Annotated in this window: 22 protein-coding genes and 2 pseudogenes; 23 read left to right on the top strand and 1 reads right to left on the bottom strand. The window is 68.7% G+C overall.

Annotated features, from left to right (window positions below):
- Positions 1-29: 29 nt before the first annotated feature.
- From urtB to H9L41_RS21565, 14 genes and pseudogenes are all read left to right on the top strand, one after another.
- The gene (gene urtB, locus H9L41_RS21625) at positions 30-1637 is read left to right on the top strand and encodes an urea ABC transporter permease subunit UrtB (protein ID WP_028447728.1); all 1608 of its coding nucleotides are present in this window, start codon (positions 30-32) and stop codon (positions 1635-1637) included.
- Entirely contained in the window at positions 1634-2770 is a 1137-nt protein-coding gene (urtC, locus tag H9L41_RS21620; RefSeq protein WP_084300552.1) for an urea ABC transporter permease subunit UrtC, read from the top strand. Before urtB ends, urtC begins: the two co-directional genes overlap by 4 nt.
- Complete coding sequence (gene urtD, locus H9L41_RS21615) at positions 2767-3588, top strand: urea ABC transporter ATP-binding protein UrtD (RefSeq protein WP_034607948.1); 822 nt, start codon at positions 2767-2769, stop codon at positions 3586-3588. The genes urtC and urtD overlap by 4 nt, the downstream gene beginning before the upstream one ends.
- 206 nt (positions 3589-3794) lie before the next feature.
- The gene (gene urtE, locus H9L41_RS21610) at positions 3795-4493 is read left to right on the top strand and encodes an urea ABC transporter ATP-binding subunit UrtE (protein ID WP_028447726.1); all 699 of its coding nucleotides are present in this window, start codon (positions 3795-3797) and stop codon (positions 4491-4493) included.
- Positions 4494-4717: 224 nt separating this feature from the next.
- Positions 4718-5562: pseudogene (locus H9L41_RS21605) on the top strand (urease accessory protein UreD).
- Positions 5563-5821: 259 nt separating this feature from the next.
- Complete coding sequence (gene ureA, locus H9L41_RS21600) at positions 5822-6124, top strand: urease subunit gamma (RefSeq protein ID WP_028447724.1); 303 nt, start codon at positions 5822-5824, stop codon at positions 6122-6124.
- A 7-nt stretch (positions 6125-6131) separates the two neighbouring features.
- Positions 6132-6437 (top strand): urease subunit beta, encoded by a 306-nt coding sequence (locus tag H9L41_RS21595; protein ID WP_028447723.1) that lies wholly within the window; start codon positions 6132-6134, stop codon positions 6435-6437.
- Positions 6434-6727, top strand: a pseudogene (gene ureC / locus H9L41_RS25885) (urease subunit alpha); the annotation flags it as partial. The gene H9L41_RS21595 and the pseudogene ureC (H9L41_RS25885), both read left to right, overlap by 4 nt.
- Entirely contained in the window at positions 6664-8133 is a 1470-nt protein-coding gene (gene ureC / locus H9L41_RS21590; RefSeq protein ID WP_308419548.1) for an urease subunit alpha, read from the top strand. The pseudogene ureC (H9L41_RS25885) and the gene ureC (H9L41_RS21590), both read left to right, overlap by 64 nt.
- A gap of 23 nt (positions 8134-8156) precedes the next feature.
- Positions 8157-8642: an urease accessory protein UreE gene (gene ureE / locus H9L41_RS21585; RefSeq protein ID WP_028447721.1), complete on the top strand. Its 486-nt coding sequence runs from the start codon at positions 8157-8159 to the stop codon at positions 8640-8642.
- On the top strand, positions 8642-9325 hold the full coding sequence (locus H9L41_RS21580; protein WP_034607947.1) for an urease accessory protein UreF: 684 nt from the start codon (positions 8642-8644) through the stop codon (positions 9323-9325). The genes ureE and H9L41_RS21580 overlap by 1 nt, the downstream gene beginning before the upstream one ends.
- Before the next feature lie 97 nt (positions 9326-9422).
- The gene (gene ureG, locus H9L41_RS21575; protein WP_028447719.1) at positions 9423-10049 is read left to right on the top strand and encodes an urease accessory protein UreG; all 627 of its coding nucleotides are present in this window, start codon (positions 9423-9425) and stop codon (positions 10047-10049) included.
- A gap of 56 nt (positions 10050-10105) precedes the next feature.
- Complete coding sequence (locus H9L41_RS21570; protein WP_034607946.1) at positions 10106-10672, top strand: HupE/UreJ family protein; 567 nt, start codon at positions 10106-10108, stop codon at positions 10670-10672.
- Positions 10673-10947: 275 nt separating this feature from the next.
- Positions 10948-11319: a DUF423 domain-containing protein gene (locus tag H9L41_RS21565; RefSeq protein WP_028447718.1), complete on the top strand. Its 372-nt coding sequence runs from the start codon at positions 10948-10950 to the stop codon at positions 11317-11319.
- On the opposite strand, the gene H9L41_RS21560 is transcribed toward H9L41_RS21565, so the two are convergent.
- A complete protein-coding gene (locus H9L41_RS21560; RefSeq protein ID WP_034607945.1) occupies positions 11307-11870 on the bottom strand; it encodes a chorismate mutase in 564 nt (187 codons plus the stop codon). The genes H9L41_RS21565 and H9L41_RS21560 overlap by 13 nt on opposite strands.
- 249 nt (positions 11871-12119) lie before the next feature.
- Here H9L41_RS21560 and groES point away from each other — a divergent pair, with 249 nt between their 5' ends.
- The 9 genes from groES (at position 12120) to H9L41_RS21515 (ending at position 21795) form a co-directional block, all read left to right on the top strand.
- The gene (gene groES / locus H9L41_RS21555; protein ID WP_028447716.1) at positions 12120-12410 is read left to right on the top strand and encodes a co-chaperone GroES; all 291 of its coding nucleotides are present in this window, start codon (positions 12120-12122) and stop codon (positions 12408-12410) included.
- Positions 12411-12539: 129 nt separating this feature from the next.
- On the top strand, positions 12540-14177 hold the full coding sequence (groL, locus tag H9L41_RS21550) for a chaperonin GroEL (protein ID WP_028447715.1): 1638 nt from the start codon (positions 12540-12542) through the stop codon (positions 14175-14177).
- Positions 14178-14481: 304 nt separating this feature from the next.
- Complete coding sequence (locus H9L41_RS21545; protein ID WP_169730234.1) at positions 14482-15069, top strand: GspH/FimT family pseudopilin; 588 nt, start codon at positions 14482-14484, stop codon at positions 15067-15069.
- 14 nt (positions 15070-15083) lie between these two features.
- Positions 15084-15749, top strand: coding sequence for a type IV pilus modification protein PilV (gene pilV / locus H9L41_RS21540; RefSeq protein WP_051319345.1), 666 nt, complete (start codon positions 15084-15086; stop codon positions 15747-15749).
- A 6-nt stretch (positions 15750-15755) separates the two neighbouring features.
- The gene (locus H9L41_RS21535) at positions 15756-16535 is read left to right on the top strand and encodes a PilW family protein (protein ID WP_028447714.1); all 780 of its coding nucleotides are present in this window, start codon (positions 15756-15758) and stop codon (positions 16533-16535) included.
- 7 nt (positions 16536-16542) lie between these two features.
- Complete coding sequence (locus H9L41_RS21530) at positions 16543-17076, top strand: pilus assembly PilX family protein (RefSeq protein WP_187523588.1); 534 nt, start codon at positions 16543-16545, stop codon at positions 17074-17076.
- Positions 17077-17099: 23 nt separating this feature from the next.
- Positions 17100-17708, top strand: coding sequence for a hypothetical protein (locus H9L41_RS21525; RefSeq protein ID WP_187523587.1), 609 nt, complete (start codon positions 17100-17102; stop codon positions 17706-17708).
- The gene (locus H9L41_RS21520) at positions 17666-20824 is read left to right on the top strand and encodes a pilus assembly protein (protein WP_187523586.1); all 3159 of its coding nucleotides are present in this window, start codon (positions 17666-17668) and stop codon (positions 20822-20824) included. The genes H9L41_RS21525 and H9L41_RS21520 overlap by 43 nt, the downstream gene beginning before the upstream one ends.
- The gene (locus H9L41_RS21515) at positions 20821-21795 is read left to right on the top strand and encodes a PilC/PilY family type IV pilus protein (protein ID WP_187523585.1); all 975 of its coding nucleotides are present in this window, start codon (positions 20821-20823) and stop codon (positions 21793-21795) included. The genes H9L41_RS21520 and H9L41_RS21515 overlap by 4 nt, the downstream gene beginning before the upstream one ends.
- The last annotated feature ends 88 nt before the right edge of the window (positions 21796-21883 follow it).

Here is a 21883-nt window from a genome sequence, read left to right as displayed (position 1 = left end):
CGGCATCCTGCCCTCCACCGGGAATTGCCATGATCCTGCCCTTGCATCCCCGCCGGCTGTGGCGCCAGGCGCTCGCGCTGGCCTGCGCGCTGGCCGCGCTGCCGGCCTGCGCGCTCGACGCCGCCCAGCTCGCCACGCTGGCGAACGGCGACAACGACGCGCGCGTCGCGCTGATCGAGACGCTGGCCACCGCCGGCGACCCCGCCGCGCGGCCGGTGCTGGCGGCGCTGAAGGACGGCGCGCTGCTGGTCGGCGCCGACGGCGCGGTCTACCTCGAACGCGACGGCCGCGCGGTCGACCCCGTGAGCGGCGCCGCGGTCGCCGGCGTGGCGCTCGACGCGCTCGAACGCGCCGGCCTCAACAACCGGCTGCGCCGAGCGCTCGACGCGGCGCTGGCCCAACTGGAGCTGGCCGCGCCCGAGCCGGCCGCGCGGCTGGCGGCGGTCGAGGCGCTGGCCGAGTCGGCCGACGACGCATTGCTGCCGCAACTGCGGCGGCGGCTGATCCAGGAGACCGATCCCGCGGTGCGGGCTGCGCTGGCGCTGGCGGCGGCCCGCATCGAACTGCGCGCGGCCGAGCCCGAGACGCGCGCCGCCGCGGCGCGGGCGCTGGGCGAGGGCGCCGCGCCGCAACTGCGCGCGGTGCTGCTGGCGGCGCAGCAGGCCGAGACCGACGCCGGCGTGCGCGCCGACATCGCCACCAGCCTGCGCACGATCGAGCGGCGGCTGTTCTGGGGCGAGCTGGCCGGCCAGCTGTTCACCGGGCTCAGCCTCGGCTCGATCCTGCTGCTGGCGGCGCTCGGCCTCGCCATCACCTACGGCCTCTTGGGCGTGATCAACATGGCGCACGGCGAGCTGCTGATGGTCGGCGCCTACTGCACCTACCTGGTGCAGGGCCTCTACCGCAGTCATTTCCCGGCCGCGCTCGACTACTACCTGCTGGCGGCGCTGCCGGTGGCCTTCGGCGTCACCGCGCTGCTCGGCGTGGCGCTCGAGCGGCTGGTGATCCGCCACCTGTACGGCCGGCCGCTGGAGACCCTGCTGGCCACCTGGGGCATCAGCCTGGCGCTGATGCAGGCGGTGCGGGTGCTGTTCGGCGCGCAGAACGTCGAGGTGGCCAATCCGTCCTGGCTCAGCGGCGGCTGGCAGGCGCTGCCCAACCTGGTGCTGCCCTACAACCGGCTGGCCATCGTCGCCTTCGCCGCGCTGGTGCTGGCGGCGGTGTGGCTGGCGGTCAACCGCAGCCGGCTCGGCCTGTTCGTGCGCGCGGTCACCCAGCATCGGCCGATGGCGGCCTGCGTCGGCGTCGATACCGCGCGCATCGACATGCTGGCCTTCGGCCTCGGCTCCGGCATCGCCGGCCTGGCCGGCGTGGCGCTGTCGCAGATCGGCAATGTCGGGCCGGACCTCGGCCAGGCCTATATCGTCGATTCCTTCATGGTGGTGGTGCTGGGCGGCGTCGGCCAGCTGGCCGGCACGGTGCTGGCGGCGCTGGGCCTGGGCATGCTGGCCAAGCTGCTGGAACCGCAGATCGGCGCGGTGCTGGCCAAGATCGCCATCCTGCTGCTGATCGTGCTGTTCATCCAGAAGCGGCCGATGGGCCTGTTCGCCCTCAAGGGCAGGATGGTGGAACGATGAACGCCGCCGCTCCCCTCCACGCGATCGAAGGCGCGGCGCTGCCGCCGTCGGAGCCGGCGCCGCTGGGCCGCGGCGGCCGGCTGGCGGTGGCCGGCGCGCTGCTGATCCTGCTGGTGCTGCTGCCGCTGGCCAACCTCGGGCTGGCCGAGGGCCATCCGCTGCACCTGTCGACCACCAGCGTGGCGCTGGCCGGCAAGATCATGTGCTACATGATGGTGGCGCTGGCGCTGAACCTGGTGTGGGGCTACGCCGGCATCCTCTCGCTCGGCCACGGCCTGTTCTTCGCGCTCGGCGGCTACGCCATGGGCATGTACCTGATGCGCTCGATCGGCCGCGACGGCGTCTACCAGAGCGCGCTGCCCGACTTCATGGTCTTCCTCGACTGGAAGGCGCTGCCCTGGTACTGGGCCGGCACCGACCAGCTGTGGTACTGCGCGCTATTGGCGCTGGCCGTGCCGGGCCTCTTGGCGCTGGTGTTCGGCTACTTCGCCTTCCGCTCGCGCATCAAGGGCGTCTACTTCTCGATCATCACCCAGGCGCTCACCTACGCCGCCATGCTGCTGTTCTTCCGCAACGAGACCGGCTTCGGCGGCAACAACGGCTTCACCGACTTCAAGCGCATCGCCGGCTTCGCCATCGCCGCGCCCGGTACCCGGCTGGCGCTGTGCGTGCTCACCGGCCTCGCGCTGCTCGGCCTGGTGCTGTTCACCCGCCGGCTGGCCGGCTCCAAGTTCGGCCGGGTGCTCACCGCGGTGCGCGATGCCGAATCGCGGCTGATGTTCTGCGGCTACCAGCCGCTGCACTACAAGCTGGCGATCTGGACGCTGTCGGCGGTGATCTGCGGCCTCGCGGGCGCGCTCTACGTGCCGCAGGTCGGCATCATCAATCCGGGCGAGATGAGCCCGGCCAACTCGATCGAGATCGCGGTCTGGGTCGCGCTCGGCGGCCGCGGCACGCTGCTGGGGCCGCTGCTCGGCGCCGGCCTGGTCAACGGCGCCAAGAGCGTGTTCACCCAGGCCTTCCCCGAGCTGTGGCTGTTCTGCCTCGGCGCGCTGTTCATCGGCGCCACGCTGTGGCTGCCGGACGGCGTGGTCGGGCTGTGGCGGCGGCTGCGCCGCGGGGGCAAGCCATGAGCGAAAACACTGCCGTGGCCGACCGCGAAAGCGAGCCGGTCGGCTATGCCCGGCCCGTGGGCGAGGGCGTCGACGTCTCGCACGGGCCGATCCTCTACCTCGAGGACATCACCGTCAGCTTCGACGGCTTCCGCGCGCTCGACGCGCTGACGCTGACCATCGACGCCGGCGAGCTGCGCTGCGTGATCGGCCCCAACGGCGCCGGCAAGACCACGCTGATGGACGTGATCACCGGCAAGACCCGGCCCGACAGCGGCCGCGCCTTCTTCGGCCAGACGCTGGACCTGACCCGGCTGTCCGAGCCCGAGATCGCCCGCCGCGGCATCGGCCGCAAGTTCCAGAAGCCGACGGTGTTCGAACCGCTGACGGTGTTCGAGAACCTGGAGCTGGCGATGCAGGCCGACAAGCGGGCGCGCGCCAGCCTGCGCGCGCGGCTCGACGGCGCGGCGCGCGACCGCATCGCCGCCATGCTGGCGAAGGTCGACCTGCTGGCCCAGGCCGGCCGCCCGGCCGGTGCGCTGTCGCACGGCCAGAAGCAGTGGCTGGAGATCGGCATGCTGCTGATGCAGGAACCGAAGCTGCTGCTGCTCGACGAGCCGGTGGCCGGCATGACCGACCACGAGACGGCGCGCACCGCCGAACTGTTCCTCGAGCTGGCCGGCGAGCATTCGCTGATGGTGGTCGAGCACGACATGGACTTCGTCGCCCGGCTCGGCGGCAAGGTGACGGTGCTGCACGAGGGCCGGGTGCTGGCCGAGGGGGCGCTGGACGAGGTGCAGCGGGACGAGCGGGTGATCGAGGTCTATCTGGGGCGGTGAAACGTGAAAGGTGAAAAGTGAAACGTGAACCCCATCCCCCTCCCAACCTCCCCCTTGAAGGGGAGGAGTGGCGTAGCGAGGCATCCACGACCTGCGATCGTCATTGAGTCACCGCTCCCGCTCCCTCCCCTTCAAGGGGAGGGCCGGGGTGGGGATGGGGTTCACGTTTCACTTTTCACCTTTCACGTTTCACAGGGCTCCCACACATGCTCGAGATCGAAGACCTGCACCAGTACTACAGCGGCAGCCACATCCTGCGCGGGGTGAACCTGGCCGCGCCAGCCGGGCGCGTCACCGCGCTCTTGGGACGCAACGGCGTGGGCAAGAGCACGCTGCTCAAGGCGTTGCTGGGCCTGCTGCCGCTGCGCGGCGGCCGCATCCGCTGGCAGGGCGAGGACATCTCCGGCTGGCCGACCCATCGCCGCGTGCGCGCCGGCATCGGCTACGTGCCGCAGGGGCGCGACATCTTCGGCCGGCTGACGGTGGAGGAGAACCTGCGCATGGGCCTGGCCGGCCTGCGCGGCCAGGCGGCGCGGCAGGTGCCGGACGAGATCTACGCGCTGTTCCCGGTGCTGCGCGACATGCGCCGCCGGCGCGGCGGCGACCTGTCCGGCGGCCAGCAGCAGCAGCTCGCCATCGGCCGCGCGCTGGCGGCGCGGCCGCGCCTGCTGGTGCTCGACGAGCCGACCGAGGGCATCCAGCCGTCGATCATCAAGGAGATCGAGGCGGTGATCCGCCAGCTCGCGGCCGGCGGCGAGATGACCATCCTGCTGGTCGAGCAGTACTACGACTTCGCCGCCAGCCTGGCCGACCGCTACGCGGTGATGTCGCGCGGCGAGGTGGTGCGGCAGGGCGCGGGAGTGGAGATGCAGGACGAGGCGGTGCGGGGGCTGCTGGCGATATGAGGACAGGCGGGCGAATGGCTGGGCGTGACCATGCCATGCCGGAAGGCGGCGCGACCCCCCTCTCCCCCGGGAGAGGGCAGGGTGAGGGCGCGCCGGTTCAGGCATGGCTGCCGGTTCCAGCGTGCTGTCGTCAGCACTGGCAGTGATAGCCGAACTGGCGCTCCCTCAGCCCAACCCCTCTCCCGGTGGGAGAGGGGCTAAGTCTTCACGGCCGGCCGAACGCCATGCATATGCACCCACCTCTCGCGCCGTCCGCCTGGCGCGCCGAACTGAAACTCCGCTTCGAGCGCACCGACGGCCGCACGGTGCTGCGCCGGCGCGGCCAGCTCGGCCCGCTGGTGCTGCAGAAGCCGCTCTACCCGGAGGCGGGGCGGTCTGCCACGGTATCGTGCTGCATCCGCCCGGCGGCATCGCCGGCGGCGACCGGCTGGCGATCGAGGTCGAGGTGGCGGCCGGCGCCCACGCGCTGCTGACCACCCCGGGCGCGGCCAAGTGGTACGGCTCGATCGGGCCGCGCGCGCAGCAGTCGCTGCGGCTGGCGGTGGCGGCCGGCGCGGCGCTCGAATGGCTGCCGCAGGAGACCATCGTGTTCGACGGCGCGCTGGCCGATTCGACGGTCGAGATCGAGCTGGCCGAGGGCGCGCGGCTGGCCTGGTGGGAGCTGGTCTGCCTGGGCCGGCCGGCCGCCGGCGAGCGCTTCGAGCGCGGCGACTGGCGCCAGGCGCTGCGCATCACGCGGCCCGGCGGGGCGCCGCTGTTCGTCGAACGCGGCCGGCTGCGCGGCGGCGATCCGCTGCTGGCCTCGCCGGTGGGCCTGGCCGGCCTGCCGGTGCTGGGCACGCTGCTGGCGGCCGGCGAGATCGACGCCGACACGCTGGCCCGGCTGCGCGCGCTGCCGCGGCCGGACGGCGTGACGCTGGGCTGGACCCGGCTCGACGGCCTCGTCTGCCTGCGCGGCCTGGCGCCGCAGGCCGAGCCGCTGCGCGAGGCGTTCGCCGCGGCCTGGCAGGCGCTGCGGCCGCAGTTGCTGGGCCGGCCGCCGATCACGCCGCGGATCTGGCGGACATGAATGTGGAGTAGCTGTGGATATTTGTTATTCCCATCGACCGGCTCATCGCATGAGCGGCGGTCTCCCGGTAGGTCGGGCTTCATGCCCGACAGCGCGGTCGATCAAGGTCGCTGTCGGGCCTAGCGCCCGACCTATGGATCAGGTCTCCGTAGGCGCGGCTTCAGCCGCGAATGGTGGCGGTGCTGCTCCGGCCATTCGCGGCTGAAGCCGCTCCTACAGAGACGACGATGACGATGGATAAGAACGAGGAAGAGACCCGATGGAACTGACCCCGCGCGAGAAGGACAAGCTGCTGATCTTCACCGCCGGCCTGCTGGCCGAACGGCGCAAGGCCCGCGGCCTCAAGCTCAACTACCCGGAGGCGGTGGCCTACCTTTCGGCCGCGCTGCTCGAGGGCGCGCGCGACGGCCAGAGCGTGGCCGAGCTGATGCGCTACGGCACCACCCTGCTGAGCCGCGCCGACGTGATGGAGGGCGTGGCCGAGATGATCGCCGACGTCCAGGTCGAAGCGACTTTCCCCGACGGCACCAAGCTGGTCACCGTCCACCAACCGATCGCCTGAGGCCGCCATGATCCCCGGGGAAATGCAGGTCGCCGACGGCGACATCGAACTGAACGCCGGCCGGCCCACGGTCCGGCTGGCGGTGGCCAATACCGGCGACCGGCCGATCCAGGTCGGCTCGCACTACCACTTCTACGAGACCAACGCCGCGCTGGCCTTCGACCGCGAGGCCGCCCGCGGCTATCGGCTCGATATCGCGGCCGGCACCGCGGTGCGCTTCGAGCCGGGCCAGACCCGCACGGTCGAGCTGGTGGCGCTGGCCGGCGACCGCGTCGTCTACGGTTTCCAGGCGAAAGTGATGGGCAAGCTATGAAGATCTCGCGCCAGGCTTACGCCGAGATGTTCGGCCCCACCGTCGGCGACAAGCTGCGGCTGGCCGATACCGGGCTGTGGATCGAGGTCGAGCGCGACCACACGATCTACGGCGAGGAGGTGAAGTTCGGCGGCGGCAAGGTGATCCGCGACGGCATGGGCCAGAGCCAGCGGCTCGACGCCGAGGTGGCCGACACCGTGATCACCAATGCGCTGATCCTCGACTGGTGGGGCGTGGTCAAGGCCGACATCGGCCTCAAGCGCGGCCGCATCAGCGGCATCGGCAAGGCCGGCAACCCCGACATCCAGCCCGGCGTCGACATCGCCATCGGCGCCGCCACCGAGATCATCGCCGGCGAGGGGCTGATCGTCACCGCCGGCGGCATCGACAGCCATATCCACTTCATCTGCCCGCAGCAGATCGACGAGGCGCTGGCCAGCGGCGTCACCACCCTGATCGGGGCGGCACCGGGCCGGCCACCGGCACCAATGCCACCACCGTCACGCCGGGGCGCTGGCACATGGCGCGCATGCTGCAGGCGGCCGACGGCTTCCCGGTCAACCTCGGCTTCACCGGCAAGGGCAACGCCAGCCTGCCCGGCCCCTTGCGCGAGCAGGTCGAGGCCGGCGCCATCGGCCTCAAGCTGCACGAGGACTGGGGCACCACGCCGGCCGCGATCGACAACTGCCTGGCGGTGGCCGACGAGCTGGACGTGCAGGTGGCGATCCACACCGACACGCTCAACGAATCGGGCTTCGTCGAGACCACGCTGGCCGCCTTCAAGGGCCGCACCATCCACACCTACCACACCGAGGGCGCCGGCGGCGGCCACGCGCCCGACATCATCAAGGCCTGCGGCGAGCCCAACGTGCTGCCCTCGTCGACCAACCCGACGCGGCCCTACACGGTGAACACGCTGGACGAGCACCTGGACATGCTGATGGTGTGCCACCACCTCGACCCGGCCATCGCCGAGGACGTGGCCTTCGCCGAGAGCCGCATCCGGCGCGAGACTATCGCCGCCGAGGACATCCTGCACGACCTCGGCGCCTTCTCGATGATCTCGTCCGATTCGCAGGCGATGGGCCGGGTCGGCGAGGTGGTGATCCGCACCTGGCAGACCGCCGACAAGATGCGGCGCCAGCGCGGCCCGCTGGCCGAGGACGCCGCCGGCAACGACAACTTCCGCGCCCGCCGCTACATCGCCAAGTACACCATCAACCCGGCCATCACCCACGGCATCGCCCACGAGGTCGGCTCGGTCGAGGTCGGCAAGCTGGCCGACCTGGTGCTGTGGAAGCCGGCCTTCTTCGGCGTCAAGCCGAGCCTGGTGATCAAGGGCGGCATGATCGCGCTGGCGGCGATGGGCGACGCCAACGCCTCGATCCCGACGCCGCAGCCGGTGCACTACCGGCCGATGTTCGGCGCCTTCGGCGGCGCCATGGCGGCCACCTCGCTGACCTTCGTCTCGCAGGCGGCGCTGGCGGCCGGCGTCGGCGAGGCGCTGGGGCTGAAGAAGACGCTGAGCGCGGTGCGCGGCATCCGTGGCCTGGGCAAGGCCGATCTCAAGCTCAACACCTACTGCCCGCGCATCGAGGTCGATCCGCAGAACTACTTGGTGCGCGCCGACGGCCAACTGCTGCTGTGCGAGCCGGCGGACGTGCTGCCGATGGCGCAGCGCTACTTCCTGTTCTGAGTCTTTCGCCGAGGAAAACGCCCATGTGGTTGATCACCGAACGCATCCCCCCGCAGCCGCAGGCCGACGCCGAACTGGCGCTGCCGTTCGAGCTGCGCCAGAAGAGCCGGCTGCGCACCCGGCTGGCCGGCGGCGAGGAGGTCGGCCTGTTCCTCGACCGCGGCAGCGTGCTGCGCGGCGGCGACTGCCTGCGCGGCGAGGACGGCCGCGTGCTGCGCATCGTGGCGCGGCCCGAGGCGGTGCTCGAGGTGCGTTGCCGCGACGGCCGGGAGCTGGCGCGCGCCGCCTATCACCTGGGCAACCGCCACGTGATGCTCGAAGTCGGCCCCGACTACCTGCGCCTGCTCGACGACTACGTGCTGCGCGACCTGCTGGCGCAGCTCGGCGCCGAGCTGGTGGCGCTCGAGGCGCCGTTCGAGCCTGAGGCCGGCGCTTATGCCGGCACGCCGCATGCGCATGGCGAGAGCGAGTTCGTGCGCAAGCCGCGCATCCACGATTTCGCCCGCTGATGGCCGCCTCCGCGCTCGCGCTCGGCCAGTTGCTGCGGCTCGCCAGCCCGGCCTTGCCGGTCGGCGCCTACAGCTATTCGCAGGGGCTGGAGTGGGCGATCGAGGCCGGCACGGTGCGCGACGCGGCGACGGCCGAGCGCTGGATCGCCGACCTGCTGCAGCTCGGCCTCGCCCATTACGAACTGCCGCTGCTGGCCGCGCTGCAAGGTGCCTGGCAGGCCGGCGATGCGGCTGCCGCCCAGCGCCTCAACGACGACTGGCTGGCCAGCCGCGAGACCGCCGAGCTGCGCGCCGAGACGCTGCAGATGGGCTATTCGATGGCCCGCCTGCTCGAGGGCCTGCCCGACCTGCCGGCCGCCGCGCGCGAACGGGCGGCGCAGCTGCGGCGGCCGTGCTGGCCGGCGCTCTACGCGCTGGCCGCCGCGGCCTGGGGCCTGGACGGCGAGGCGGCGCGCGGCGCCTATCTGTGGAGCTGGCTGGAGAACCAGGTGATGGTGCTGATGAAGGCGCTGCCGCTGGGCCAGGCCGCCGGCCAGCAGCTGCTGTCGCGCCTGTTGCCGTTGCTGGCCGAAGCGGCGGCCGCGGCGCCGGCCGACGAGGACGACTGGCACAACCTGGCGCCGGGCTTCGCGCTGGCGGCCTGCCTGCACGAAACGCAGTACAGCCGGCTGTTCCGCTCATGAACCGCTCGTCGCCGCACCGGCGCGGCTTCGGCTGCCCTTGCCCGATCCCTGCACTGCATTCCGCCGTCGTCGCGACGGCCATCGAGGAGGACTACCCATGAACAAGACCCCGCTGCGCGTCGGCATCGGCGGCCCGGTCGGCTCAGGCAAGACCGCGTTGACGCTGGCGCTGTGCCGCGCCATGCGCGACGACTACGAGGTCGCCGCGGTCACCAACGACATCTACACCCAGGAGGACGCCGCCTTCCTGGTCAGCCACCAGGCGCTGCCGCCCGAGCGCATCCTCGGCGTGGAGACCGGCGGCTGCCCGCACACGGCGATCCGCGAGGACGCCTCGATCAACCTCGAGGCGGTGGCGCGGCTGCATGCGCGCTTTCCCGAGCTGGACCTGGTGTTCGTCGAATCGGGCGGCGACAACCTGGCCGCCACCTTCAGCCCGGAGCTGTCGGACCTGACGATCTACGTGATCGACGTGGCGGCCGGCGAGAAGATCCCGCGCAAGGGCGGTCCCGGCATCTGCAAGTCCGACCTGCTGATCATCAACAAGATCGATCTGGCTTTCCACGTCGGCGCCTCGCTCGAGGTGATGGACCGCGACGCGCGGCGGATGCGCGGCGAGCGGCCCTTCCTGTTCACCAACCTCAAGATCGGCCAGGGGCTGGAGCAGATCGTCCGCTTCATCGAGACGCGCGGGATGCTGGGCGGCGTCGATTCCGGCGGCTAGCCGCGCCACGCCCGTTCCGCTCGATTCGCCCCATCAAAACCAGGAGACACCGAACCATGCAGATCCGTCCGATCCACCTGCTTGCCGCCGCGCTCGCCGTGCCGGCGCTGGCCCACAGCGGCGGCGACCACGTCCACGGCTTCGCGGCCGGCTTCGCCCATCCCTTGCTGGGCTGGGACCACCTGCTGGCGATGTTCGCCGTCGGCGTCTGGTCGGCCCAGCACGGCGGCCGCCGCGTCTGGCTGCTGCCGGCCGCCTTCGTCGCCGCCATGGCGCTCGGCGGCGCGCTCGGCATGGCCGGCTACGCGGCGGGCTTCACCGAGACCGCCATCGCGCTCAGCGTGCTGGCGCTGGGCCTGGCGGTCGCGCTGGCCTGGCGGCTGCCGACCGGGCCGGGCCTCGCCGTTTGCGCCGCCGCCGCCGTGGTGCACGGCATGGCGCACGGCGCCGAGCTGCCGGCCGACGGCAGCCGCTGGGGCTACGCCGCCGGCTTCCTGCTGGCCACCGCCGGCCTGCACCTGGCGGGCATCGGCTTCGGCCGGCTCGACCCGGCGCACGGCCGCTGGCAGCGCGGCTTCGGCATGGTCGCGGCGGCCGCGGGCGGTTGGCTGCTGTTGGGTTGAGGGGGCTCAAGGCGCAATTGAATCGACGCTGCGCGCCTGTACGCCAAGGCGTGCAAGAGATGAACTGAAGGTCGACTCAGCGGCGCCCACCCTCTCCCCCGGGAGAGGGCAGGGTGAGGGAGCGCCCGCCGGGTACCGCTGGCCGTCCCGGCGACAGCGGCGCGTCGTCCGCCAAGCAGCGCCGAATCCCTCTACCGCAACTCAATCCTTAGCTGCGCGGCCGCACCCATTCACGTACGCTCGCCGCTTTTCCGCTCCAACCAAGAGGGAAAGCGATGAATCGAACCTGGCTGCTGCTCGCCGCGCTCGGCGGCTTCAGCGGCGTGGCGCTCGGCGCCTTCGCCGCCCACGGCCTCAAGGCCACGCTCACGCCCGAATACCTGGCGGTGTTCCAGACCGGCGTGCACTACCAGATGCTGCACAGCCTGGCCCTGCTGGCGCTGGCCGCGCTCGCGCCGCAGCTGGGCAGGCTCGGCGACTGGGCCGGCCGCGGCTTCGTGGCCGGCATCGTGCTGTTCTCCGGCAGCCTCTACCTGCTCACGCTCACCGCTACGCCCAAGCTCGGCATGGTCACGCCGATCGGCGGGCTGGCCTTGCTGGCCGGCTGGGCCTGCCTGTTCGCCGCCGGCTGGCGCTATCGCCGCTGAGGCGCATCGCACAGCGCCGCCAGCGCCTGGCCGAGCGCGGCGCGGTGCAGCGCGTCGAGGCCCTGCCGCTCGGCGCCGCGCAATGCGGCCGCGGCGGCCCGCTCGGCGCAATCGGCCTGCCGGCGCAGCGCTGCGGCCTCGGGCAGCGCGGCCAGCAGGCGGCCGTTGAGCTCGTCGATCGCCGGCCGCACCTCCTGGGCGAGATCCGGCTGCCGCGCCGGCGCTTCGCCGGCCTCGCGCCATTGCGCATGCAGGCCGGCCTGCACCGCCTTGTTGGCGGCGATCTGGCCGGCGAACACCTGCCCGGCCCAGCCGGCGTCGATGCCTGCCGCCGCCGCGTCGGCCACCGCGCGCTGCAGGACCACCCGCTCGCGCGCCGCATCCTCGATCGGCTGGCCGCTATGCCACTTGCTGGCCGCCACCAGGTCGGCCAGCCGCAGCCGGGCGGCGCTGAGGCCGGCCAGCGCGTCGAGCGCGCCATCGTCGGCCGCGAGGCAGGGCAGGGCGGACAGCAGGACGGCCAGCGGCCAGGACAGGTGGCGGATCGACATCGGGGATTCCTTTCGGTGCGGGTTGGGCGGCCTTGCCGTGGTCGGAGCGTCCCGGGAAGGCTCGGTTCCGGGCGTCGGCGCGGGTGGCCGCCTGCCCGAAATCTTCATCTATCCGAAACACCCTGCTCTTGAAATGGGCTAGGGTCGCCCATATCATTGGCACTCGTTAGCGATGAGTGCTAGCAGCAGACTTCAAGTCCTTGATTTGCCTGTTACGGCATTCGAACAGTACCCCCACAGGAGAAAACCATGAAGATTCGTCCCCTGCACGATCGCGTCGTGATCAAGCGCGTCGAAGCCGAAGAAAAAACCGCCTCGGGCATCGTGCTGCCGGGCAATGCGGCCGAGAAGCCCGACATGGGCGAAGTGGTCGCTGTCGGTACCGGCAAGCTGCTCGACAACGGCTCGGTCCGCGCGCTGCAGGTCAAGGCCGGCGACAAGGTGATCTTCGGCAAGTACAGCGGCCAGACCGTCAAGGTCGACGGCAACGAACTGCTGGTGATGCGCGAAGAAGACATCATGGGCGTCGTCGAGGCCTGAGTCGTCGCATTGCGATGACCCGTGCCGTCAGCGCACGCGCTATACCCCATATCCCGGCCCTTGCCCCTCGTAGAGGAAAGGGCGACGCGCCCGAAGGCGTGTCGGTGAAACAAATTTGGAGATTTGAAAATGGCAGCGAAAGAAGTCAAGTTCGGTGATTCCGCCCGCAGCAAGATGGTTGCCGGCGTCAACATCCTGGCCGATGCGGTCAAGGTGACCCTGGGCCCGAAGGGCCGCAACGTGGTGCTGGAGCGTTCGTTCGGCGCCCCGACCATCACCAAGGACGGCGTCTCGGTCGCCAAGGAAATCGAACTGAAGGACAAGTTCGAGAACATGGGCGCCCAGCTGGTCAAGGAAGTGGCTTCCAAGACCTCCGACATCGCCGGTGACGGCACCACCACCGCCACCGTGCTGGCCCAGGCCATCGTGAGCGAAGGCATGAAGTACGTGGCCGCCGGCTTCAACCCGACCGACCTCAAGCGCGGCATCGACAAGGCCGTCGTGGCCCTGGTCGCCGAGCTGAAGAAGATCGCCAAGCCGACCACCACCTCCAAGGAAATCGCCCAGGTCGGCTCGATCTCGGCCAACAGCGACGAAGACATCGGCCAGATCATCGCCAACGCGATGGACAAGGTCGGCAAGGAAGGCGTCATCACCGTCGAAGACGGCTCCTCGCTGGAAAACCAGCTCGACACCGTGGAAGGCATGCAGTTCGACCGCGGCTACCTGAGCCCCTACTTCATCAACAATCCGGAAAAGCAGATCGCTTCGCTGGACAACCCCTACGTGCTGCTGTTCGACAAGAAGATCAGCAACATCCGTGACCTGCTGCCGGTGCTCGAGCAAGTCGCCAAGTCGGGCCGTCCGCTGCTGATCATCGCCGAAGACGTCGAAGGCGAAGCGCTGGCCACCCTGGTGGTCAACACCATCCGCGGCATCCTCAAGGTCGTGGCCGTCAAGGCGCCTGGCTTCGGCGACCGCCGCAAGGCCATGCTGGAAGACATCGCCATCCTGACCGGCGGCACCGTGATCGCCGAAGAAGTCGGCCTGACGCTGGAGAAGGCCACCCTGAACGACCTCGGCCAGGCCAAGCGCGTCGAGATCGGCAAGGAAAACACCACCATCATCGACGGCGCCGGCGCCGAAGACGGCATCAAGGCCCGCGTGGCCCAGATCAACGCCCAGATCGAAGAAGCCACCAGCGACTACGACCGCGAGAAGCTGCAAGAGCGCAAGGCCAAGCTGGCCGGCGGCGTGGCCGTGATCAAGGTCGGTGCCGCGACCGAAGTCGAAATGAAGGAAAAGAAGGCCCGCGTCGAAGATGCGCTGCACGCCACCCGTGCCGCCGTCGAAGAAGGCATCGTGGCCGGCGGCGGCGTCGCCCTGCTGCGTGCCCGCGCCAACCTGGGCAAGGTCGAGACCAGCAACCACGACCAGGAACAGGGCGTGAAGATCGTGCTGAAGGCGATCGAAGCCCCGCTGCGCCAGATCGTGGCCAACGCCGGCGACGAGCCGAGCGTGGTCATCAACAAGGTGCTCGAAGGCAGCGCCAACTTCGGCTACAACGCCGCTACCGGCGAGTACGGCGACATGGTCGAGCAAGGCGTGCTGGATCCGGCCAAGGTCACCCGTTCGGCCCTGCAACACGCCGCTTCGGTCGCCGGCCTCTTGCTGACCACCGACGCGATGATCGCCGAACTGCCGAAGGACGACGCTCCGGCCGCCGGCGGCATGGGCGGCATGGGCGGCATGGACATGGGCATGTAAGCCCAGTCCCGCCCCGGGCCGTGCGCTCGCGCGCGGCCTCGGTGCCCGTCGTACGCGTTTCAGGCAAAGCGCCCCGATTGTTCGGGGCGCTTTGCTTTTCCGGGGCTTCAAATCTAGCTTGGATAAGGCCTGCAGACTGCCTTTATGCCGTTGGTGTGGGTAAACGGGGCGTTCGTCGGCAAGGTTGGTGGGGCGCCGGCGGGCTCGGTATCGTCGACGCTGGAAATGGGCCCGGCCCGATAAGTTCCCGCGGCGACAGGCGGGGTCGGCGGTCCGGCGCGTGAACAACAAGATGGCGAGACAGATGTCCTTCCCATTCATGACCATCGCTCGGCCCCGGAAGGGCGTCGGCCGGATCGCGGCGCCGGGGCGCCAGCGGGCGTTCAGCCTGATCGAAATGATGATGACGATCGGCCTGATCAGCATCGTGATGGCGATCTCGGCGCCCAGCCTCGTCACCATGATCCGCAACGCCCGCCTGAGCGGCGCCTCCGAGGAGCTGCTGACCAGCCTCCTGCTGGCCCGGGCCGAGGCGATCAAGCGCAATACGCTGGTGGTCGTCTGCAATTCGAGCGATCCCAACGCCGCCTCGCCGACCTGCAAGAGTTCGAGTCCGGACTGGAAGACCGGTTGGCTGATCTTCGTCGACAAGGACGCCAGCGGCGCCTTCGACACCGGCGATACCTTGCTGCGCGTCGGCGGCGGCATCAAGGGGCTCAGCTCGCTGACGCCCAACCCGACCGACCTCGTCAGCGTCAGCTTCCGCGGCCTGACGCTGGGTGCCGGCTCGGATCGCAAATTCACCTTCTGCGTGACCGGCGCGAACCAGCGCATCGTCACCGTCGACAAGACCGGGCGCAGCTACCGCAGCCTCGGCAGCGCCTGTACTTAGAGGGGATCACGGCCATGTACCGCCAGTCCGGCATCATGATGATCGAGGTGATGCTCTCCGTCCTGCTGATTTCGATCGGCATCCTCGGCGTCGCGTCGCTGCAGACCTATTCGCTCAGGAGCAACCAGAGCTCCTACTGGCGTTCGGTCGCCGCCGACCTCGCCAACGACATGGCCGAGCGCATCCGCGCCAACCGTTCGCCCAAGATCGTGCTGCGCGACGGCACCAGCGCGGTGGTGGACGAGAACAACAAGACGGTGGTGCTGCCGCCCGACTACGGCAAGCTCAAGTGCACGATCGCAACCGATACGGCCAAGACCATTTCCTGTGCCTGGGTGAGCGGCTACACCCCGCCGACCACTGCGGGAGGGGACATCGCCAAGGCGGACCTTGCGGCCTGGATGACGCTGGCGCGCGCCAGCCTGCCGATGGGCAGCACCGGCGGCGCGATCGTCTGCCGCGCTTCATCCGACGATTCGCCCACCGGCACCAGCCCGGTGCTCGATCCGAGCGACAGCAACTTCGCCACCAAGACCGGCTGCCTGTCGCCGAGCGCCGGCACCTACAGTGCCGCGCCCTACGTCATCAAGGTCTGGTGGCAGGACATCCGGCCGGCGCGCGGCGAGAGCACCGCCAGCGATACTTCGGCCACCCTGCTGCTCTACTCGACCACGATCTAGGCCGCCATGAAAAAGCAACTCGGTTTCACCATCGTCGAGCTGATGATCGGCCTGAGCCTGGGCCTGGTGCTGGCCATGGGCGTGGCGGCCATCTACGTGCAGACCGGCAAGTCGCGGACCATGCAGGCTTCGCTGAACCGGCTCAGCGACGACGGCCATTACGCGCTCGAGACCTACAAGCGGATGATCACCCAGTCGGGCTTCCGGGTCTGGGCCAGCACCGGCGACTCGAAGGGCAACATGAAGCTGGCTACCGCGTTTCCGGCCAGCACGCCGTTCGCCGCCAGCGAGACCTTGCGCACCGATACGGTAAGCGGCGTCAGCCTGCTGAACGTCCGCTTCAAGGGCGACAGCAGCAAGAACGTGATCCGCTGCGACAAGAACGAGGGCAACGATACCAACTACCCGTTCCTGACGACCGAATCGACCACCTACAGCTTCAGTCTCTACAAGAGCGGCAGCAGCCTGATGTGCAAGCGCTACGGCGTCGACGCCAGCGCGCAGTCGATCGTCGACAACGTGGTCGATTACAGCCTGTCGTTCGGAGAGGACACCTCCGCCACGCCCGACCAGATCGTCGACGCCTACAACGCGACCATCTCCGCCGGCAAGTGGGTCAATGTCTACGCCGTGCGCCTGTGCCTCGTGCTCAAGACCGACAGCACGACGGTGCTCGACCAGGCGATGAGCTACCAGAAGTGCGACGGCACGAGCGCCACGGCGACCGACAAGGCGATGTACCGCACCTTCGTCAGCACGATGCAGCTGCGAAACCATTTCGAATAGGTGTGCCATGAGACGGCGATACGACGCGAACGAAGACGGCTTCGTTCTGATTACCAGCCTGGTGTTCCTGGTGGTGCTGACCAGCGTGGTCATCTACTCGATCCGCGGCGCGACGATCTACGAGCGTTCCGCCAGCAACAGCCGCAACCATAGCCAGGCCTTCCAGGCCGCCGAATACGCGCTGCTGCAGGCACAGGGCCGGCTGGTCAGCCCGCCGGCCGACGATGGCTCCAGCAACTGCGTGGGCGGCCTGTGCGGCACCGCCGCCAATACCTCCAGCTTCACCACGGCGTCGTACTGGCTGGCCTCTTCCTCGAACAAGGACAAGAGCTGCGCGGTCAACGGCGCGTGCAACGTGGGCGGCAGCGCGGCCAAGGCCGAGGTGCCGAACGTCGGCGAGCAGCCACGCTACATCCTGAAGAAGCTGACGCCGGGAACCGACAGCCAGACCAGTTGCGATTACTACGAAGTCACGTCGTTCGGGACCGGGGCAGCGCCGAAAGCGCCGTCGTCCTGCGGGCGATCGTCAAAACGTGCATGAGCTGAAGCGGTAAAGGAAACATCATGTCCAAATCCATTCGCTGGGCGCTGGTGCTGCCCGCCCTGCTGCTGCCGCTCGCGCTCCAGGCCGCGACGATCACCCAGACCGATCGCGATCCCTATCGGCCGCTGTCGGTGACCAGCACGATCCCTTCGTTCAACATGCTGGTGCTGGAGCGCGACTACAAGCTCTGGATGGCGGCCTACAACGATGCGTCGGCGCTGCTGGAGAAGGAGGCCGACGGCAGCACCGCGCTGATCGACGTCGGCTACAAGGGCTACAAGGTGATCGACTCGACCAAGGGCTCGGTCAAGGGCAACTTCCGGATCGACTACTACGGGCTGTTCGATTCGTACAAGTGCTACACCTACGCCTCGGGCATGTTCTCGCCGTCGAGCACCACCACCGACAAGACCTGCTCGGGCAAGTGGAGCGGCGACTTCCTCAACTACATGACGACTTCGCGCATGGATGCGTTGAGCCGCGTGCTGTACGGCGGCAACCGCTATACCGACAGCGCGACCTCGACCGTGCTGCAGCGCGCCTACATCCCAGCAACTCCAATACCTGGGGCAAGGAATACACCAGCGTGGCCGTCGACGGCTACGACATCAGCAAGTACACGCCGCTGAGCGTGCCGGCCAGCGGCAAGCGCCACCTGTTCGTCAACGTGACGCCGACCGACAGCACCGGCGGCATCTCCAACGCGCCGATGCTCAAGCTGCTGAAGGATCGGCAGGAGCGGATCTGGGAATGGACCGCCAAGGAAGTGCCGGTCAGCGGCAACACGATCGACAATTCGGCCTATGGCGGCGGCGACGCGGTGGACGTCAGCAGTTCGATCACCTCGTATACGGTCCGGGTCGAAGTCTGCAAGTCCGGCATGCTGGAGGACGAGTGCGTCACCTATACCAACAAATCCACCGGCGCCAAGAGCTATAAGCCGACCGGCCTGTTGCAGCAGTACGGTTCCTGCGACCGCATGCGCTTCGGCCTTCTGACCGGCAGCTATTCGAACAACGACAAGGGTGGGGTGCTGCGCAAGAACATCGGCCTCTTGACCGACGAGATCAAGACCGACGACGGTACCTTCAACTACAGCACCAACGGCATCATCGCGACGATCAGCAAGCTGCGGCTGCAGGGCTGGGCCAACGACAGCTATGGCAGCGCCAGCTGGGTCTACAACCCGCTGGCCGAGATGCTGTACGAAACGATGCGCTATTACTCGGGCGCGGCCTCGCCGACCTCGACCTTCAAGACCGACACGCTGGGCGCCGGCCTGACCGCGCCCAGCGCGTCCGGCGCCGCGTCCGGCTGGCCTGCGGGCCTGCCGGAGCCGACCTGGGTCGATCCCTACGCCGTCGCTACCTCCGACGCCAGCCTGAAGAAGGCCAAGCCCTTCATCACCGTGATCTCGGACGTGACGCCGTCGAAGGACGGCGACAACCTGGGGACCACGATCGGCGGCCTGACCTTCGACAGCTCCAGCCTCGGCACTTCGCTGTGGACCACCGAGTTCGGCGGTTCGAAGAGCGTGCTGGTCTCCGACGGTTCGCAGCCGGTGCAGCAGACCCTGTCGAGCTTCAACAGCATCGCCAACCTGGCCGAAGAGCCGCGGCTGGGCGGCACCTACAAGTCGGTGATGGTCGGCCAGTTCGGCCGCAACAACGGCCTGATCTCGACCAACACGGCGCTGCGCATCGGTACCTACGCGGTCGCGCTGTCCTCGCCCAACCCGACCATCGAGTTCACGCTCAAGGGCCGCCGCATCGTGGTGACGCCGTTCGCCAAGAGCACCAACGGCAACGGCAACAAGTACGTCGGCTTCTTCATCGACAAGATCTACAACGTGTCCGGCTTCCCGACCGATTCGAGCCAGAATGGCGGCCGGCCGATCTACAAGATCCGCGTCAGCTTCTCCGATACCGACGTCGGTTCGGGCGACGATGACATGGACGCGATCGCCTACTACACCGTCAGCGTGAACGCCGACGATACCTTCACCGTCGCGGTCGATTCGATCTTCGCGGCCGGCGGCGGCACCCAGCACATGGGCTATGCCATCAACGGCACCAATACCTCGGCGGACAAGGCTTATCTGGTGGTGCGCGATTGCGATACCGCCAACCTCGATTCGGCGACCTCGGCATCGAGCGCGACGACGGCGACCATCCGCAATACCGACGAATCCACCCAGAAGTGCAACTACTCGAGCCGCCGGCGCAGCTGGTCAGGCAATAGCGACGTCGATATCGCCGGGCTCGACAGCCCGCCCACCAGCGGCACGCCGACCTATCCGAACACCACCGGCGTCAATTCCAGCGGTACGAAGAACCTGGCGCGCAAGCTGCCGCTGTCGAGCAGCAAGACCTTCACGGTGGACAATTCTTCGAGCTCGATCCTGACCGACCTGGAAAACCCGCTCTGGTACCTGGCCAAGTACGGCGGCCCCAACCAGCCGCCCACCAGCGGCACGCCGGACAGCTACTTCCTGGTGAACAGCCCGCTCAAGCTGAAGGAACAGCTGAGCAAGGCCTTCGCCGACCAGGACGGCAAGGCCCAGAAGCAGGCCCAGGTCGGCGCCGGCGGCGTCAGCAGCTCGAGCGACACCGGCACCATCGTGTACGAGGCGTCCTACGTGGCGACCAACTGGTCCGGCAACCTGACCGCCTACATCAAGCAGAAGGATACCGGCGCGCTGACCACGCTGTGGTCGAGCTCCGCTTCCGACAAGCTGCTGACCCCGGCCAACCGCGTGCTCCTGACCAGCAAGAGCGATACCCGTGGCGGTGTCGCGTTCGAGTACGGCAACCTGTCCTCGGCTCAGCAGGCGCTGCTGAACAAGGACGGCAGCGGTACGCTCGACTCGCTCGGTTCCCAGCGGGTCAGCTATCTGCGGGGTTCCAAGGCGCAGGAAGGCCTGAGCTCGCCGCTGTTCCGCACTCGCGAGCAGATCGGCAGCACGACGACGCAGAGCAACTACTACGGCGACATCCTCGACTCCAGCCCCTACTACATCAGCGGCGTGGACCCGGCCTACCGGGCCGGCGAGTCGGGCTTCACCACCTTCGGTACGGCTTACTCCACGCGCACGCCGGTCGTGTATTTCGGTGCCAACGCCGGCGTGTTCCACGGCCTCAACGCCACTCAGGACACCGACGACAAGGGCAAGGAGATGCTGGGCTACGTGCCGAACATGGTCTACAGCAAGCTCAGCAAGCTGACCAGCCAGTCCTACGGCCACGAGTACTACGTGAACAGCCGGCAGGCCTCGGTCAACGACGTGCAGATCGAGAACGGCTGGTCCGGCAGCGGCACGCTCAAGTGGTCGACCCTGGCGGTCTCGGCCGCGGGTTTCGGTGCCAAGGGGCTGTTCGCGCTGGACGTGACCGACCCGTCCTCGTTCAACGTCGCCAACGCGTCGAAGATCGTGCGCTGGGAGTTCACCAGCGACGACGACGCCGACATGGGCTACATGGTCGGCATCCCATTGATCCTGAAGACCAACGACGGCAAGTTCCGCGTCATCACCGGCAATGGCTACAACAGCACGAACGGCAAGGCGGTGCTCTACCTGCTCGATGCGAGCGGACCGTCCTCGACCACCGGCTGGACCAACCGCTACGTGAAGATCGACGTGGGCGTCGGCGACACGACCGATCCGAACGGCCTGTCGGCACCGTCCTATGGCGACCTCAACATCCTGGCCGCCGAAGGGCGGCCGGCAACGGCGCCGTCGACGTGATCTATGCCGGCGACCTGTACGGCAACGTGTGGAAATTCGATCTGCGCAGCAGCAATCCGAGCGAATGGGGCGTGGCCAAGCTGAACGGGGTCAAGCAGCCGCTGTTCACGACCGCGACCTACAACTCCAGCAATGTCCGCACCGGCGGCCAGCCCATCATCGCCGCACCGGTGGTGCTCAAGCATCCGACCCAAGGGACCGTCACGCTCAAGGACGGCGTGCCGGAGACGCTGACCGGCGTGATGGTGATGTTCGGTACCGGCAAGTTCCTCGGCGATTGCGACGTCAGCAATACCTGTCCCAAGGAAGACGCGATCAACAGCTTCTACGGCATCTGGGACCAGGACAAGCCGGTAGTGAAGTCGAAGCTGCTGCAGCGCAGCTACAAGTACTACACGCAGGCCACGCTCGATGCGGCGTACGGGACCGGCAAGGTCAGCGTCGACGATGCGGGCGGCTTCGTCTACATCGATAGCAAGTGCGGCAGCAGCGACTGCGCGATCGACTGGGCCACACAGAGCGGCTGGTACATGAACCTGGTCGACCAGCAGAACAACACCGGCAACGGTACCCGCCTGGTCGGCGAGCCGCGCTACGTCAACGCCCAGAACCTGCTGATCTTCGACGTGATGAACCTGTCGTCGTCGTCGGCGAGCTCGGTCAACGGCACCGAAGTCTGCAGCGCGCAGGCGATCAATACCGTCATCGCGCTCAACTACGCCGACGGCGGTAGCCAGAGCAGTGCGGTGCAGGCGACGATCAAGGGGACGTCGATCAAGAACGCCGGCTATACCGTCAGCCGCAGCCTGCCCAACGGCTCGCGTTCGATCGCCAGCGACATCGTGGTGACCGGGGTCGGCGATACCAACGATGCGGGCAAGAACTACGGCGTCAAGAAGGGCAGGGCGGCTGTTCGGAGAACTGCACCGATGCGACCGACTGCCGCAAGCTGTGCAAGAATCGGACGGTGACTCAAATCAACTGGCGCGAAATCATCCAGTGATTCCGGGTATGTACATGGCGGTGGACGGCCGGCTATGCCGGCCAGGCCGCCGATGA

Origin of the sequence: Chitinimonas koreensis (assembly GCF_014353015.1) — a bacterium.
In the GTDB taxonomy this organism is placed as follows: domain Bacteria; phylum Pseudomonadota; class Gammaproteobacteria; order Burkholderiales; family Chitinimonadaceae; genus Chitinimonas; species Chitinimonas koreensis.
The sequence above is the reverse complement of the archived record's forward strand: the minus strand, read 5'-3'. Positions and strand labels throughout refer to the sequence as shown.